General features: G+C 61.4%; 16 protein-coding genes and 1 pseudogene. 11 read left to right on the top strand and 6 right to left on the bottom strand.

Annotated elements, in window-relative coordinates:
- The first annotated feature begins 39 nt into the window (after positions 1–39).
- Both ABIE40_RS18780 and pyc read left to right on the top strand, forming a co-directional pair.
- The gene (locus ABIE40_RS18780) at positions 40–780 is read left to right on the top strand and encodes a LuxR family transcriptional regulator (RefSeq protein WP_112718209.1); all 741 of its coding nucleotides are present in this window, start codon (positions 40–42) and stop codon (positions 778–780) included.
- A gap of 117 nt (positions 781–897) precedes the next feature.
- Positions 898–4,363: pseudogene (gene pyc / locus ABIE40_RS18775) on the top strand (pyruvate carboxylase).
- A 54-nt stretch (positions 4,364–4,417) separates the two neighbouring features.
- On the opposite strand, the gene ABIE40_RS18770 reads toward pyc, so the two are convergent.
- The 3 genes from ABIE40_RS18770 to ABIE40_RS18760 form a co-directional block, all read right to left on the bottom strand.
- Positions 4,418–5,179, bottom strand: a complete 762-nt coding sequence (locus ABIE40_RS18770; RefSeq protein WP_199627962.1) for an amino acid ABC transporter ATP-binding protein — start codon at positions 5,177–5,179, stop codon at positions 4,418–4,420.
- The gene (locus ABIE40_RS18765) at positions 5,176–5,856 is read right to left on the bottom strand and encodes an amino acid ABC transporter permease (protein ID WP_199627960.1); all 681 of its coding nucleotides are present in this window, start codon (positions 5,854–5,856) and stop codon (positions 5,176–5,178) included. The genes ABIE40_RS18770 and ABIE40_RS18765 overlap by 4 nt, the downstream gene beginning before the upstream one ends.
- 211 nt (positions 5,857–6,067) lie before the next feature.
- The gene (locus ABIE40_RS18760) at positions 6,068–6,838 is read right to left on the bottom strand and encodes an amino acid ABC transporter substrate-binding protein (protein ID WP_112718217.1); all 771 of its coding nucleotides are present in this window, start codon (positions 6,836–6,838) and stop codon (positions 6,068–6,070) included.
- 247 nt (positions 6,839–7,085) lie between these two features.
- Here ABIE40_RS18760 and ABIE40_RS18755 point away from each other — a divergent pair, with 247 nt between their 5' ends.
- The 3 genes from ABIE40_RS18755 (at position 7,086) to ispG (ending at position 10,451) form a co-directional block, all read left to right on the top strand.
- Positions 7,086–7,859 (top strand): DeoR/GlpR family DNA-binding transcription regulator, encoded by a 774-nt coding sequence (locus ABIE40_RS18755; protein ID WP_502944809.1) that lies wholly within the window; start codon positions 7,086–7,088, stop codon positions 7,857–7,859.
- Positions 7,860–7,909: 50 nt separating this feature from the next.
- Complete coding sequence (locus ABIE40_RS18750; RefSeq protein WP_199627958.1) at positions 7,910–9,103, top strand: MFS transporter; 1,194 nt, start codon at positions 7,910–7,912, stop codon at positions 9,101–9,103.
- A 97-nt stretch (positions 9,104–9,200) separates the two neighbouring features.
- Positions 9,201–10,451, top strand: a complete 1,251-nt coding sequence (gene ispG / locus ABIE40_RS18745; RefSeq protein WP_130283090.1) for a flavodoxin-dependent (E)-4-hydroxy-3-methylbut-2-enyl-diphosphate synthase — start codon at positions 9,201–9,203, stop codon at positions 10,449–10,451.
- Positions 10,452–10,454: 3 nt separating this feature from the next.
- Here ispG and ABIE40_RS18740 read toward each other — a convergent pair whose 3' ends face one another.
- A complete protein-coding gene (locus tag ABIE40_RS18740) occupies positions 10,455–11,093 on the bottom strand; it encodes a LysE family translocator (protein ID WP_112718223.1) in 639 nt (212 codons plus the stop codon).
- A 52-nt stretch (positions 11,094–11,145) separates the two neighbouring features.
- Positions 11,146–11,730 carry a TetR/AcrR family transcriptional regulator gene (locus ABIE40_RS18735; protein WP_354541053.1) on the bottom strand — a complete coding sequence of 195 codons (585 nt, stop codon included), beginning with the start codon at positions 11,728–11,730 and terminating at the stop codon, positions 11,146–11,148.
- 101 nt (positions 11,731–11,831) lie between these two features.
- Between ABIE40_RS18735 and ABIE40_RS18730 the strand changes: the two genes are divergently transcribed.
- A complete protein-coding gene (locus tag ABIE40_RS18730) occupies positions 11,832–12,320 on the top strand; it encodes a cupin domain-containing protein (RefSeq protein ID WP_199627956.1) in 489 nt (162 codons plus the stop codon).
- Positions 12,321–12,330: 10 nt separating this feature from the next.
- Positions 12,331–12,753 (top strand): DoxX family protein, encoded by a 423-nt coding sequence (locus ABIE40_RS18725; RefSeq protein WP_112718229.1) that lies wholly within the window; start codon positions 12,331–12,333, stop codon positions 12,751–12,753.
- A 31-nt stretch (positions 12,754–12,784) separates the two neighbouring features.
- Here the strand turns inward: ABIE40_RS18725 and ABIE40_RS18720 are convergent, their stop codons facing one another.
- Positions 12,785–13,699, bottom strand: a complete 915-nt coding sequence (locus ABIE40_RS18720; protein WP_199627955.1) for a polyprenyl synthetase family protein — start codon at positions 13,697–13,699, stop codon at positions 12,785–12,787.
- 133 nt (positions 13,700–13,832) lie between these two features.
- Between ABIE40_RS18720 and mtgA the strand changes: the two genes are divergently transcribed.
- The 4 genes from mtgA to ABIE40_RS18700 all read left to right on the top strand — a co-directional run bounded on the left by mtgA (position 13,833) and on the right by ABIE40_RS18700 (position 16,197).
- Entirely contained in the window at positions 13,833–14,579 is a 747-nt protein-coding gene (mtgA, locus tag ABIE40_RS18715; protein WP_199627954.1) for a monofunctional biosynthetic peptidoglycan transglycosylase, read from the top strand.
- Between the two features lie 75 nt (positions 14,580–14,654).
- Entirely contained in the window at positions 14,655–15,302 is a 648-nt protein-coding gene (locus ABIE40_RS18710) for a glutathione S-transferase family protein (RefSeq protein ID WP_199627952.1), read from the top strand.
- A 155-nt stretch (positions 15,303–15,457) separates the two neighbouring features.
- Complete coding sequence (rpmF, locus tag ABIE40_RS18705; protein ID WP_003543812.1) at positions 15,458–15,643, top strand: 50S ribosomal protein L32; 186 nt, start codon at positions 15,458–15,460, stop codon at positions 15,641–15,643.
- Positions 15,644–15,789: 146 nt separating this feature from the next.
- Complete coding sequence (locus tag ABIE40_RS18700) at positions 15,790–16,197, top strand: hypothetical protein (protein ID WP_112718233.1); 408 nt, start codon at positions 15,790–15,792, stop codon at positions 16,195–16,197.
- Positions 16,198–16,206: the final 9 nt, after the last annotated feature.

The following is a 16,206-nucleotide window of genomic DNA, read 5'->3' as shown; positions in this document are numbered from 1 at the left end:
GGCCCTCAACCGCACGCCCTTTTCGGGCAGGGGGCATTTGTGAATATTCATTCGTTGATTCAATTGCTTGTCGTTATCGAGGAATGCAAGAAGATCGAACGTGTGGTCGAGGAGCTTGAGAATGTTCTGCATTCCTATGGCTTTGAATATTTCGTTCTTCTGCGTCACCCGAAGCGCAGCGTCGATCCCTGGGGCGCCGTGCTCGCCGGCGACTGGCCGGAGAAATGGACGCAGGTTTATGCAACCAAGAAATATTTCCTGATCGATCCGACCGTTCGCTATCTCGGACAGACGAGCCGCCCATTCCGCTGGCAGGAAGCGCTCGCCGCCTATCGCCGAGACCCGCATCAGCGCCGGATGGAGCAGATGATGAACGACGCTGCCCAGCATGGGCTGAGCGATGGCTATGTGCTTCCGGTCCATGGTCGAAGCGGTCTGCTCGGCAGCCTCAGCATCGGCGGCGTGCCCGTCGATCTGTCTCCGGTGGAGCTTTCGCTGTTTTGCACCGTGACGCACAAGGCCTTCTGGCGGCTCTTGGAATTGCGGGGCGAGGCGGAGGCTTTGGACAGCCCGACGCTGATGGAAACGCCGCTGACACGGCGCGAACTGGAGATCCTGCATTATCTCGCCGACGGCATGACCTCGATCGAGATCAGCAAGTTGCTGAGCATCTCCAACCACACCGTCGACTGGTACATGAACGGAATTCAGGACAAACTGAAGGCCAAAAACCGCCAGCAGGCCGTCGCTTTGGCCTTTAGATACGGCTTAATTACCTGATGGCGGAGAAATTCTATTTCGTGGCGGCAAGGGAAATTGAACTTTCTGTAACAGCACGTTAAGAATTCTCTTCGCGGGTGCAGCATTGCCCGCGTCCCGTGCTTTGAGGAGAGTGCATTGCCCATATCCAAGATTCTTGTCGCCAACCGCTCCGAAATTGCCATCCGCGTGTTCCGCGCGGCCAACGAGCTCGGGATAAAAACGGTCGCGATATGGGCAGAGGAAGACAAACTCGCGCTGCACCGCTTCAAGGCGGACGAAAGCTATCAGGTCGGCCGCGGGCCGCATCTCGAGCGTGATCTCGGGCCGATCGAGAGCTATCTGTCGATCGATGAAGTGATCCGTGTTGCCAAGCTATCCGGCGCTGACGCCATTCATCCGGGCTACGGCCTGCTGTCGGAAAGCCCTGAATTCGTCGATGCCTGCAACAAGGCCGGCATCACCTTTATCGGTCCGCGGGCCGATACGATGCGCCAGCTCGGCAACAAGGTTGCAGCGCGCAATCTGGCGATCTCCGTCGGCGTTCCCGTTGTTCCGGCAACCGAGCCGCTGCCTGACGACATGAAGGAAGTTGCCCGCATGGCCGAAGAGATCGGCTATCCGGTGATGCTGAAGGCATCCTGGGGCGGCGGTGGCCGCGGTATGCGCGCGATCCGCGATCCCAAGGATCTTGCCCGCGAAGTGACCGAAGCCAAGCGCGAGGCGATGGCCGCCTTCGGCAAGGACGAGGTCTATCTCGAAAAGCTCGTCGAGCGCGCCCGCCATGTCGAAAGCCAGATCCTTGGCGATACGCATGGCAATGTCGTGCATCTCTTCGAGCGCGACTGCTCCATCCAGCGCCGCAACCAGAAGGTCGTCGAGCGCGCGCCGGCACCTTATCTCAGCGAAGCGCAGCGCCAGGAGCTCGCCGCCTACTCGCTGAAGATCGCCGAGGCGACGAACTATGTCGGCGCCGGGACCGTCGAGTATCTGATGGATGCCGATACCGGAAAATTCTACTTCATCGAAGTCAATCCGCGCATCCAGGTCGAGCACACCGTCACCGAAGTCGTCACACGGCATCGATATCGTCAAGGCGCAGATCCATATTCTCGACGGCTTCGCCATCGGCACACCGGAATCGGGCGTCCCCAAGCAGGCGGATATCCGCCTCAACGGTCATGCGCTGCAGTGCCGCATCACCACCGAGGATCCGGAGCATAACTTCATTCCGGATTACGGCCGTATCACCGCCTACCGCTCGGCATCGGGCTTCGGCATTCGCCTCGATGGCGGCACGTCCTATTCGGGCGCGATCATCACCCGCTATTACGATCCGCTGCTCGTCAAGGTGACGGCCTGGGCGCCGAACCCGTCGGAAGCGATCTCGCGTATGGACCGCGCGCTGCGCGAATTCCGTATCCGCGGCGTCGCCACCAACCTGACCTTCCTGGAAGCGATCATCACGCATCCGAAGTTCCGCGATAACAGCTACACGACGCGATTCATCGACTCGACGCCGGAGCTCTTCCAGCAGGTGAAGCGTCAGGACCGCGCCACCAAGCTTCTGACCTATCTCGCCGATGTCACTGTCAACGGCCATCCGGAAGCCAAAGACCGGCCGAAGCCGTCTGCCGATATCGCAGAGCCGGTCGTTCCCTATATCGAAGGCGGCAAGGTGCCGGATGGCACCAAGCAGCTGCTCGACAAGCTGGGCCCTAAGAAGTTCGGCGAATGGATGCGCAACGAGAAGCGCGTGCTGATGACCGACACGACGATGCGTGACGGGCACCAGTCGCTGCTGGCAACGCGCATGCGCACCTATGACATTGCCCGGATCGCCAGCACCTATGCCCAGGCGCTGCCGAACCTCTTGTCGCTGGAATGCTGGGGTGGCGCGACCTTCGACGTCTCTATGCGCTTCCTGACGGAAGATCCGTGGGAGCGCCTGTCGCAGGTGCGCGAGGCCGCACCGAACCTGCTTCTGCAGATGCTGCTGCGCGGCGCCAACGGTGTCGGCTACAAGAACTACCCCGACAATGTCGTCAAATACTTCGTCCGCCAGGCTGCTGCCGGCGGCATTGACCTCTTCCGCGTTTTCGACTGCCTGAACTGGGTCGAGAACATGCGCGTCTCGATGGATGCGGTTGCCGAAGAGAACAAGCTTTGCGAAGCGGCGATCTGCTATACCGGTGACATCCTGAACTCCGCGCGCCCGAAATACGATCTGAAATATTACACGGATCTCGCCGTCCAGCTGGAAAAGGCCGGCGCGCATATCATCGCGCTGAAGGACATGGCGGGTCTCCTGAAGCCGGCCGCTGCCAAGGTGTTGTTCAAGGCGCTGCGCGAGGCGACCAGCCTGCCGATCCACTTCCACACCCATGATACGTCGGGTATCGCGGCCGCGACCGTTCTTGCGGCTGTCGATGCCGGTGTCGATGCTGTCGATGCGGCGATGGATGCGCTGTCGGGCAATACCTCGCAGCCCTGCCTCGGCTCGATCGTCGAAGCGCTGCGCGGCTCCGAGCGCGATCCGGGCCTCGATCCGGAATGGATCCGCCGCATCTCCTTCTATTGGGAAGCAGTGCGCCACCAGTACGCGGCCTTCGAGAGCGATCTCAAGGGTCCGGCGTCCGAAGTCTACCTGCACGAAATGCCGGGCGGCCAGTTCACGAACCTCAAGGAACAAGCCCGCTCGCTTGGCCTCGAGACGCGCTGGCATAAGGTGGCGCAGGCCTATGCCGATGCCAACCAGATGTTCGGCGATATCGTCAAGGTGACGCCGTCCTCCAAGGTGGTCGGCGACATGGCGCTGATGATGGTGAGCCAGGATCTGACGGTCGCCGATGTTATCAATCCGGAGAAGGAAGTCTCCTTCCCGGAATCTGTTGTCTCGATGCTGAAGGGCGACCTCGGTCAGCCGCCGTCGGGCTGGCCGGAAGCGCTGCAGAAGAAGGCGCTGAAGGGCGATGCACCCTATACGGTCCGTCCGGGCTCGCTGCTTGAAGACGCCGATCTCGATGCCGAGCGCAAGGCGATCGAAACCAAGCTGGAGCGCGAGGTCACCGACTTCGAATTTGCTTCCTACCTGATGTATCCGAAGGTCTTCACCGACTTCGCCTTTGCATCGGATACCTATGGCCCGGTCTCGGTTCTGCCGACGCCTGCCTATTTCTACGGTCTCGGTGACGGCGAAGAGCTGTTTGCCGATATCGAGAAGGGTAAGACGCTGGTCATCGTCAATCAGGCGATGAGCGGTACCGACAGCCAGGGCATGGTCACCGTGTTCTTCGAACTCAATGGCCAGCCGCGCCGCATCAAGGTGCCGGATCGCGCCCATGGCGCATCGGGTGCCGCTGCCCGCCGCAAGGCGGAGCCGGGCAACGCCGCCCATGTCGGCGCGCCGATGCCGGGCGTCATCTCCCGCGTCTTCGTCTCGCCCGGCCAGGCGATCAATGCCGGCGACGTGCTTGTTTCGATCGAGGCCATGAAGATGGAAACGGCGATCCACGCCGAGAAGGACGGCACGATCGCCGAAGTGCTCGTCAAGGCCGGCGATCAGATCGATGCCAAGGACCTGCTGGTCACCTACGCGGGCTAAAGATTTGAGGGGCGGGCCTCAGGCCCGCCCTTTTCATTTGAAGAGTGCGGCCGCCTAGATATCGTAGGTGTGGGCGGCGTTGATCGTCGAGATGAAGCGCTTGGTGCGCTCGCGTTCCGGTGCGGTGAAGATCGATCTGGCGCTGCCGGTCTCGACCACGCTTCCGGCTTCGAGGAAGACGACGTTGTTGGCGATCTTCGAGGCAAGGCGCAGGTCATGCGTTGCCATCACCATCGTAGTGCCTTCGCTGGCGAGCTTGCCGAGAACGTCGACGACTTCAGCAGAGAGCTCAGGGTCCAGCGCCGAGGTCGGCTCGTCGCAGAGCAGGACGCGAGGCGAAGGGGCGAGGGCGCGGGCGATTGCGACACGCTGCTGCTGTCCACCCGAAAGGGTCGAGGGCCAGGCGTCCGTCTTGTGCGCCATGCCGACCTTCGTCATCAGCTCCATTGCCCGCGCGCGGGCTTTCTCCTTTGGCCATTTCAGCACGGTGACGAGGCCTTCCATGACGTTTTCGATCGCGGTCTGATGTGGGAAGAGTTGGAAGTTCTGGAAGACCATGCCGGTCTGGCGGCGGATGCGCTGGATGGCCTGCCAGCCGGTCTTCTTGCCCGGCGCGAAGTCGAGCTTCTCGTCGCCGATGCGGATTGCGCCCGCTGTCGGGATTTCCAGCAGGTTGATGCAGCGCAGCAGCGTGCTCTTGCCGCCACCGGAAGGGCCGACGAGCGCGGTGACGCTGCCTTCGGGAATGCTGATGCTGATGTCCTTGAGGATGACGGCGTCGCCGAAGCGCTTTTCGATGTTGGAAAGCTCGATCACGAATTTGCCTCCAGCGTGCCGCCATAGCGGGCGAAGCGGCGTTCGAGCCTGACCTGCAGGGCAGAAAGCACCGAGCTCAGGACGAGATAGATGAGAGCCGCCTCGATATAGAGGATCAGCGGTTCATAGGTCGTGGCGACGATGCGCTGCGCGGCCTGGAAAAGCTCGGGCACGGTAATCGCGGCCGCAAGCGAGGTGTCCTTGACCAGCGAGATGAAGGTGTTCGACAGCGGCGGCACGGCGACGCGGGCGGCCTGCGGCAGGATGGTGCGGGTCATTGCCTGGCGCCAGTTCATGCCGATCGAGTAGGCGGCTTCCCACTGGCCCTTCGGCACCGAGGAGATGACGGCACGAATGATTTCGGAGCTGTAGGCGCCGATATTCAGGGTGAAGCCGATCAGCGCTGCCGGGAAGGCATCGAGCAGAATGCCGATGCTCGGGAGGCCATAGAAAATGACGAAGAGCTGCACGAGCAACGGCGTGCCGCGGATGATCCAGACGTAGAAACGGGCGATCGCCCTGAATGGCGCCGGGCCAAACAGCCGGGCAACGGCGGTCAGCAATCCGAGGGCAAGCCCGAAGACAAAGGAAAGAAGCGTCAGCGGAATGGTGAACTTGATGCCGCCCCACAGGAGCGTCGGCAGCGATTCCACCATCAATTGGAGCCAGTGCGGCACGGGTATTCCCTCTCACGGGTTATGCGTTGACGTGGAATACCCCTCCCCAACCCCTCCCCACAAGGGGGAGGAGTTCGGAGGAAGCGCCGTTCAGGCATAAATCGACCCTATCCGCCTTGGCCTTGGTGCTCGTTTCGAGAAACGGCCAATAAAAAGCCCCTCCTGCTTGTGGGTGAGGGGCTGGGGAAGGGTCTGCTTCTGGCAGCCAGACTTACTTGGAAACGTCCTGACCGAAATACTTGTCGGCGATCTTCTTGTAGGTGCCGTCGGCCTTGATGTCGACGAGGGCCTTGTTGATCGCTTCAAGCAGTTCCGGCTCGCCCTTGCGGATGATGATGCCGGAGTAGTCGGCATTTTCCTGCTGGGCTACGATCTTCACCGGAGCGTCGGGCTTGTGCTTCTTGAAGTCGAGGAAGGAGAGGCTGTCGTTGACGGTCGCGTCGGCGCGCTTGGTCAGAACGAGCTGGATCGATTGGTCGAAGCCGTCGGTGCCGACGAGTTCTGCACCGGCCTGTTCGGCGAGCTTGCCGAAGTTGCTGGTCAGCGACTGTGCGGACTTCTTGCCCTTGAGGTCGGCGAAGGACTTGATGCTGTCGTCGTCCGAACGGGCGATCAGTACGGCCTTGGAAGCGATGTAGGGCTCTGAGAAGTCGTACTTCTGCTTGCGGGCGTCGGTGATGCCGACCTGGTTGATGACGGTGTCGTAGCGGTTGGCATCGAGACCGGCGATCAGGCCATCCCACTTGCCTTCGACGAACTCGGCCTTGACGCCGAGCTTGGCGGCGACGGCTTCGCCGATTTCGACGTCGAAGCCGACGAGCTTGTTGCTGTCGTCATGGTAGGTGAAGGGCGCGTAGGTGCCTTCCGTGCCGATCTTCAGGACGCCAGCCGACTTGATGGCGGCGAGGTTTTCGCCAGCGTGAGCGGCGAAAGCGGCTGCGGAGATCAGGGCTGCGGCGGCAATGGTCTTCAGGATTTTCATTTTCTGTTCCGTAAAGGGAGGAAATTCAATGCTGCATAGATCGCAGAAAATAGGGCGTGGCGAAGCGTAGAAAACTGCAAAGAAAATCGGCAACTGCGAATATTTTTCTCATTTGCCGCGTTTTTGGCGCGGCTTGTTTCAGAGCGTCAATAAACGTGTGCCGCACCCGCTATTGCACGCCTGCGATTATATGTTTATGCACGTTTCTATCTGTTTGTGCCGATTCTTGTCTGGAGCAAGGATGAACGTGAACGAAATGTTGCTGCGCGAGCGGCAGGGAATGATTTCGGTGAAGCTGGAGACGCATGGGCGTGTGCTGGCGGCGGAACTTGCGAGCGAATTCGGCGTCTCCGAAGATACGATCCGCCGGGATTTGCGCGAGATGGCCGCGGCCGGGCTTTGCGAGCGCGTCTATGGCGGCGCTTTGCCGGTTTCGCCGGCGGGCGGCAGCCTCAAGCAGCGAATGAGCGTCGCCTTCGAGCGCAAGCAATCGCTAGCGCAGGCCGCGGTTTCGCAGATCAAGGCGGGATCGACCGTGTTCTTCGATGCCGGCAGCACCAACCTGGCGATCGCCAATGCGCTTTCGCAGGACATGGCGCTGACGGCGGCGACCAATGCCCCCGCGATTGCCGCGGCTCTGCTCGACAAGGCCGGTGTCAACGTCATTCTGATCGGCGGCCAGATCGACCGCCAGGTCGGCGGGGCGCTTGGCGCCAAGGCCCTGCGCGACATGGAGCAGTTGTCACCCGATCTCTGCGTGCTCGGCGCCTGCGGCGTCGATCTGGAAGCCGGTGTCACGACCTTCGGGTTCGAGGATGCCGAATTCAAGCGGTTTGCGGCTTCGAAGAGCCGCCGGGTTCTGGTGGCCGCGACATCGGAGAAATTCGGCACCGCTGCGCCTCACAGCGTTCTGCCGGTCGCCCACTGCGAATGCCTTGTCGTCGAGCATGATGCCGACGAAGCCCTGCTTGCGGCCTATCGCGAGCGGGGGTGCCGCACCGTGCAGGCGGCGGCGAACTGAATATGGAACGGCCTGCTGGCATGCAGGCGGTAATGGGATGAGACTGGATAATGGATAATCAAGTACATGCGGCTGCTCAGGCGCAGCGCGGCTTCTTCCCGAAGAGCCGGATCGCGGTTTCGCTGCTGTTTCTCATGAACGGCTTCCTGGTCGGCTGCTGGGCGCCGAAGATTCCGGAATTTGCGGAGCGGCTTGCGATCACCAAGTTCGAGCTCGGACTGATGATCCTGGTCTTCGGCCTGGGATCGCTGACGATGATGCCGGTCGCCGGGGCGAAGATCGCCAAGCATGGTTCGCGCGTCGTGACGCTGGCGATGGCCGTCTGCCTGCTGCCGATCCTGCTCGCCCTGACCGTGGCGCCGAATGTCATCACCGGCGGTATCGCGCTCTTTCTGTTCGGCGGCTTTGTCGGCGCCATGGATGTCGCGATGAATGCCAACGCGGTTGCCGTCGAGAAGTCGATGCGCCGGGCGATCATGTCGTCCTGCCACGCTTTCTGGAGCCTCGGTGGCCTGATCGGCTCGGGTCTTGGCGGTCTCTTGATCTCCAAGATCGGCGTGCTCGGCCATGCGGGTCTTGCGACCGTGCTTGCCATCGCTTTCCTCTCGGTAGCCTGGCCGATGGTGCTTTCCGATCCGCCGCATCCGGATGAGAAGAAGGAAAAGACCCGGCTGCCGATGGTGCCGCTGCCCTGGCTGCTCGGCCTGATGGCGCTGTTCTCGATGGTTCCGGAAGGTGCGGTTCTCGATTGGGGTGCGCTCTATCTGCGCCAGGAAATGGGCGCTTCCGTTGCGCTCTCCGGCTTCGGCTTTGCCGCCTTCTCGCTGACCATGGCTGCCATGCGTTTTGCCGGTGATATGGTGCGCGACCGCTTCGGCGGTGTGAAGACGCTGCGGGTCTGCACGCTGTTTGCGATCACGGGCATGCTGATTGCCGGTTTTGCGCCGAGCGCCGAGCTCGCTATTGTCGGCTTCGCCTTTTGCGGCATCGGCATTTCCAACATGGTGCCGATCGCCTTCTCGGCGGCCGGCAACGTGCCGGGGCTGAAGCCGGGGATCGGCATCTCCGTCGTCACCACGATGGGCTATTCCGGCATGCTGGTGGCGCCCTCGGCTATCGGCTTCGTTGCCGAGCATGTCGGCTTCTCGACGGTGTTCCTGGCGCTGCCGGTGCTGCTCGTCGTTGTGCTGATCTTTTCGAAGCTGGCACGTTATGCCGACGGTGCTTCGGGCGGCGGCCACTGAGGCCGCCAAGCAAAAGTGAAGCGCGGGGCGGTTGACAAGGCAGCGGGCATGATCCACCTGAAAGGCACGATTTCCAAAGGGTTCAAGAGCTTTATCCATGTCTTCAGCTACGGATTTTGATCCGAAACCGCGCCGCGCCTCTGTTGCCGTCGATGTCGGCGGCGTCATTGTCGGGGGCGGCGCGCCCGTCGTCGTCCAGTCGATGACCAATACCGATACGGCCGATATCGATGCGACAGTCGCCCAGGTTGCCGCGCTCTTCAAGGCTGGTTCGGAAATGGTGCGCATCACCGTCGATCGCGACGAAAGCGCTGCCGCCGTTCCGAAGATCCGCGAGCGCCTGCTGCGTCTCGGCATGGACGTGCCGCTGATCGGCGACTTCCACTATATCGGTCACAAGCTGCTTGCCGATCACCCAGCCTGTGCCGAGGCGCTGGCGAAATACCGCATCAATCCGGGCAATGTCGGCTTCAAGGACAAGAAGGACAAGCAGTTCGCCGAGATCATCGAGATGGCGATCCGCTACGACAAGCCGGTCCGCATCGGCGTCAACTGGGGTTCGCTCGATCAGGATCTGTTGACGGCGCTGATGGACCAGAATGCCGAGGCGGGTTCGCCGCTTTCTGCCCGTCAGGTCACCCGCGAGGCGATCGTTCAATCAGCGCTGATCTCCGCCAATCTTGCCGAAGAAATCGGCCTGCCGCGCAATCGCATCATCCTGTCCGCCAAGGTCAGCCAGGTTCAGGATCTGATCGCCGTCTATTCCATGTTGTCGGAGCGTTCCGATCATGCGCTGCATCTCGGCCTCACCGAGGCCGGCATGGGCTCGAAGGGCATCGTCGCCTCGTCGGCGGCCATGGGCTATGTGCTGCAGCACGGTATCGGCGATACGATCCGTGTGTCGCTGACACCGGAACCGAATGGCGACCGGACGCGCGAAGTGCAGGTGGCACAGGAGCTCCTGCAGGTCATGGGCTTCCGGCAGTTCATTCCCGTCGTTGCCGCCTGCCCCGGCTGCGGCCGAACGACGTCGACGGTGTTCCAGGAACTGGCGCAGAATATCCAGAACGATATCCGCAAGAACATGCCGGTCTGGCGTGAGAAATATCCGGGAGTCGAGGCGCTGAACGTCGCCGTCATGGGCTGTATCGTCAATGGTCCGGGCGAGAGCAAGCATGCCGATATCGGCATCTCGCTTCCAGGCACCGGTGAAACGCCGGCAGCCCCCGTCTTTATCGACGGTCAGAAGGCGCTGACGCTGCGCGGTCCGAATATCGCTGCTGATTTCGAGGCGCTGGTGACGGACTATATCGAGAAGCGTTTCGGCCAAAAGACGGCCGCCGAATAGCCGCTAGATGCGGCTGGTCAGCAGCTTCAGACCCGCGAAGCAATAGAAGGCGGACATTGCGCCTTCTATCCAGCGGCGAAGGCTGTTGTAGATCCGGAGCGCGTGCGGCGTCGAAAACAGCACCGCATATCCCATGAAGATCGCAAAGCCCGTCGTCAGGCAGATGGCGACGATGAGCACGGCCACCGAGCCCGGTGCGCCCTGCGGCATGCCGAGCGCGATGATGGCGAGCCAGGCAAAGATCGCCTTCGGATTGGTGACGTGGATGCCGTAACCCTTCAGCAGCAGGGCGCGCGTCGAAAGCGGCTGGACATCCTTCGCCTGCGCAAGCTCGTTGCCTGCACGCATCGCCTTGAACGCCTTGTAGGCAAGATAGAGCAGATAGAGCCCGCCGAAGACCTTCAGGATCTCCAAAGCGATCGCGTAAGTATGCAGCAACGTTGCAAGGCCAAGCGCTGCAGCGCAGGCCCAGGTAAACGACCCCCCAAAAATCCCCACACCGATCGTCATCCCCGCCTTACGGCCCTGCGTCATCGACGTTGCGACAATCGCCAGGATGGCGGGGCCGGGGCTGATGACCGCAATCACGTAAGCGATATAGGCGGGCATGATGGACGGGAGATAGGATAGCGTATCGTGCATGGGGGCTGCTCTTGGCGGGAAAGCCTGAACCTGTCAGAGTTTTCGTCTGCTGTCACGCCGTCTCGAGGTTGTTTTCGGCGAGAGCGGTCTTGAGAATGGCCTTGGCCGTCCAGCGCAGGATCCGCTCGGCTTCCTTGGGCTCCAGCTCGCAGATATCGCGCATCACGACGAGCGATTCGACGCCAGTTACCAGCGACAGCGCGTGGATGAGCTTGTCGAGCTGTTTCGAGGGAACGCGGCCCTGAAGCGGCGATAGTGCTTCCTTCAGCCAGGGAATACGGCGGCCGCCGCGGCGGACCTGGGTTTGGCCGGTTACGGCATTGCCGAGCAGGGCCCTGAAGACGCTCTCGTTGTTCAGAATCATATGGAAGATGTCGGACACCAGTTTGTCCAGCCGCACCTCGGCGTCCTTGAGACCGGCGCTTGCCGCGGCCGTTTCGATGCTGATGACATCGGCGACGCCATCGAGCACGGCCTCTCGGATGATTTCGTCTGGCGTCGAGAAGTAGCGATAGGCCGTGGCGCGCGAAATCCCTGCCAGATCAGCGACATCGGCGACGGACGGATGTCCGCCTTTCTCCACGATCTGCCGCGCCGCACGCAGCAATTCGCTGCGCGTCCGACGCTTCTGGTTCACGCGCTCGAATCTTTTCTCTTGACTGTCCATTTTTACCTCATTATGAGACGATAATCTCATTAAGAGTAGAGTGTATCACAAACCCTTGGGGGCACAAGGCAATGAATTCTATTCCAGCAAAACCAGAACATTCGGCGACTTCGCCGATGACCGTCCACTTCATCGGCAACATCCTGACCTTTCGCGCACGGTATGCCGATACGAAAGGCAGCTTCACCGTGATCGAAGTTCTGACCGCGCCGAATGCCGGCCCACCGCCGCACACGCAGACGGATCAGGAAGCGTTTCTCATCCTTGAGGGCCGCTACGAGATCATTGTCGGCGATGAGACGAAGATCTGCGGACCGGGCGATTTCGTCCATGTCGCGCCGGGCACCATGCATGCCTTCCGCAACATCGCTGACGTTCCGTCGAAGCTGCTGCTGATCAACTTCCCCGGCGACCTCCATGAAGAGTTCTTCGTCGCGATCGGTGAGCCGCTGCCGCCGGGCACGACGGCGTTTCCGGAAATGCTGCCGCCCGACATTCCGAAGATCGTCGAGACGGCTGCGCGTTTCGGCATAGACATCCCGCTCGCACCGGCAGCCTGAGGAGTAGGCGATGTTCATCGACAAACTTTTGTCGTCACCGGCTTTCGGCGTCGTCGCCCGCGTGCTCGTGACATTCGTCTTCTGGTCGAGTGGCCTTGCGAAGCTCTTCGACTTTGCCGGAGCCGTTGCCGAGATGGAGAAATATGGCGTTCTGCCGGCGGCGCCGATGGCCGCGCTAGTCATCATCGTTCAGCTCGGCGGCTCGGCGCTGGTGATTTCCGGCTGGAATGTCTGGCTGGGAGCAGGGGCGCTTGGCGTGTTCACGGCGCTGACGATCCCGATCGCCCATGCATTCTGGGGGATGACCGGTGAGGCGGCCTTCTTCGAGATGCTGTTTGCGATCGAGCATATCAGCGTCGTCGGCGGCCTGATGCTCGTCGCCATCCTGCGGCGTCCAATGGTGGCTGCGGCAGGGCGGTTGGCAAACGCCTAAACGGAGCGCCGGACCTTTCCGGCGCTCTCCGTCAGCTCTTGCGGTTTGCAACGAAGCGCGCGGTGGCGGACAGCGTTGCTGCGGTGTTGCCGTAGGGCTCGAGCAGCGCCGTCGCGTCTTCGACGTGGCGGCGCAGTTCCGTTTCGGCCCATTCGATGCCGTTGAGGGCGACCAGCGTGCCCTTGCCGCGGCCGGCGTCCTTGCCTGTCGCCTTGCCCATGGTCTCGGCATCGGAGGTGATGTCGAGCAGGTCGTCGGCAAGCTGGAACGCCAGGCCGATCTTCTCGCCGAAAGCCCGCAGACGCTTGCGATCTTCCTCGCTTGCGCCGGCAACGATGGCGCCTGCCTCGCAGGCGAAGCGAATGAGCGCGCCGGTTTTCATAGCCTGCAATGTAATGATGCCGGAGGCATCGGGTGCTGCCTTTTCGGCCGCGAGATCGAGCGCCTGGCCGCCAGCCATGCCGCCCAGACCCGCGCCGCGGGCAAGCGCCAGGATCAGCGCGGTCTTTCGCACGTCCGGCAGGGCGGTTTCGGGTGATGCGATGATATCGAAGGCGTAGGTCAACAGGCTGTCGCCGGCAAGGATCGCCGTTGCCTCGTCGAAGGCGATATGGACGGTGGGCTTGCCGCGGCGCAGATCATCGTCGTCCATGGCAGGCAGGTCGTCATGGACGAGCGAATAGCAGTGCACGCATTCGAGTGCGGCGCCGACGCGCAGCGCCGCCTGGCGGTCGCCGCCGAGAAGCAATGCGCTCTCGACGACCAGAAAAGGCCGCAGGCGCTTGCCGCCGTTGAGCACGGCGTAATGCATGGCCGAGCGCAGGCTTTCGGGCCTGGCGATCTCGTCGGCCAGAACCGGCTTCGCAAGCAGCGCCTCGAGCAACGCTTCGATCTCTCGGGCGTTGATTTTCAACCGTTCGTCAAATGCAGCGGGGCTCTGGCTCATGGCCGCTGTTTGGCATGAGCAAAGCCCGAGGCGCAACGGAATTGTAGATGACACGTCCAAGATTCCTTTGTGCTCTGGCCTTGGCCCTGCGCAAACGGTAAGGAGAACCAAGGGAACAGGTCTGGGCCAAACGTTGGACATCGCGCCGGAGAGAGAGGAAAGCATCGCCATGCCGGCTCATCGGCGGATGTATGCGTGGCTGCGCGGCCGCTCCTTGCTGGCGCGCATCGTGCTTGGTATCCTGGCGCTCTGCGTGCTGCCCTATGCGCTGATCTTCCTCTATCTCATTCCGTTCATCCACCCGGTCTCGACGCTGATGCTGCGCGATCTCGTGCTGTTGCGCGGCTATGATCGCCAATGGGTGTCGCTGGACGATATCTCGCCTGCGCTCGTGCAGTCGGTGATGATGTCCGAAGACGGGCAATATTGCTTCCACGGCGGTGTCGACTGGGGCGAGATGCGCATGCTGATCGAGGATACGCTCGACGGCGCCTCGACACGCGGCGGCAGCACTATCCCGATGCAGACGGCGAAGAACCTGTTTCTCTGGAACAGCCGTTCCTTCGTGCGCAAGGGGCTGGAGCTTCCTCTTGCTGTCGCCTCGGATTTCGTCTGGACCAAGCGGCGGCTGATGGAGATCTATCTCAACATCGCCGAATGGGGCCCGGGCATCTACGGCATCGAGGCGGCGGCGCGCTATCACTTCAAGGTTCCGGCTTCCAAGCTGTCGCGGCGCCAGGCGGCGTTGCTTGCCGTTTCACTGCCGAACCCGATCGACCGCAATGCCGGCAAACCGGGCCGCGGCTTGCGGCGGCTGGCAGCGGTGATCGAGCGCCGTGCGCAGGGCGCCGGCGACTACATCAAATGCATTTATGATTGAGCCCTGAACAATTCATTGGTGAGCCAAGCCCGCGGCCGGTAGAGAGAAGGCCTGACACAGCGGATGGATCGGACCATGGACAAGCTCACCCTCTATATCGGCAACAAGAACTATTCGTCCTGGTCGCTGCGGCCATGGATCGCCATGGAGGCGACCGGCATTCCCTTCGAGGAAGTCGTCGTGCCCTTCGATTTCGAGGCCGGCAATCCGCGCTTCAAGGAATTCTCGCCGACCGGCCGCGTGCCGGTGCTGCATCATGGCAATGTTCGCGTCTGGGAGTCGCTGTCGATCATCGAATATGTCGCGGAGCTTTATCCTGAGGCGGGCCTGTGGCCGAAGGACCGGGCGAGACGGGCCGTTGCCCGCTCGGTATCGATGGAGATGCTCTCCGGCTTCCGCGCGATCCGCAATGCCTGCCCGATGAATATCCGCCGTCCGAAGGGCAAGATCGCGCTTGCCGATGGCGTCATGGCCGACGTCGTGGGCATCGAGACGATCTTCCGCGAATTGCGGGAGCAATCCGGCGGTCCCTTCCTGTTCGGCGGCTTCTCGGCTGCCGATGCGATGTTTGCGCCCGTCATCAATCGCTTCGATGTTTATGACCTCGTGACATCCAGCGAGACGCTGAGCTATATGGCCGCGGTGAAGGCGCATCCGGCCTGGGTGAAGTGGGAGGAGGCTGCTCGCGCCGAGCCCTGGATCGTCCCTCACGACGAGGTTTGAGACCGGAATCAAAGGATTCTCAAAAAATGCGTTTGGGGACTGGTCAAGGCCATCCAAGGCATGTATAAGCGCGCAAAATTTCCGAAATCGCGACATGTCCGTTTCGGCCGCCAGTCTGGCCGGGAATGTGTTGCCTGTGAAGTGGAGTACGAGAAATGGCTGTACCGAAGAGAAAAACGAGCCCGTCCAAGCGCGGTATGCGCCGTTCTGCAGACGCACTGAAGGCTCCGACCTACGTTGAAGACAAGAACTCCGGCGAACTGCGCCGTCCGCACCATATCGATCTGAAGACCGGTATGTATCGCGGCCGTCAGGTTCTGACGCCGAAGGAAAGCGCATAAGCTTTCCTGCTTCTGGTTTTCCCAGATCGAAGAGACCGGCCGCGTGCCGGTCTTTTTGCGTTTGCGCATGATTATATTCGTAAATGTCTTGAAGTGGCACGGTCATCTACGGCAGTATTCTACCGATCGAGGGAGAATAGACCGACATGCTCGCTGCAATGCCGCTGATGATCATTCCATTTATTCTTTACAATATGGCAATGCTCGGACTGATGGGAAGCGGCGGCATACCCGCGCTTCAGCATGACATTATTGTTCTCTCGATGATTTCAGGGGCGATCTGGAGCATGGCGCTCGGCGATCTCTTCATCGTCGTGGCGCTCGTCATTCTCTTCGTCGAGATATTGAAGGCGACCCGCAATGGCTCGGGCAGCCTGGTCAATCACATGCTGTCGATGCTGGTGTTCATTGCCTTCCTGGTCGAGTTTCTTCTCGTCCAGGATGCAGCTACGCAGGTCTTCTTCATTCTGATGACGGTGGCGCTGATCGATGTGATCGGCGGCTTCGCCGTGTCTATCCGGACGGCGGGCCGCGATGTTTCGATCGGTCTCTAGGGCCTAGAG

The sequence above is a fragment of the Rhizobium sp. OAE497 genome (genome assembly GCF_040546565.1).
In the GTDB taxonomy this organism is placed as follows: domain Bacteria; phylum Pseudomonadota; class Alphaproteobacteria; order Rhizobiales; family Rhizobiaceae; genus Rhizobium.
The sequence above is the reverse complement of the archived record's forward strand: the minus strand, read 5'-3'. Positions and strand labels throughout refer to the sequence as shown.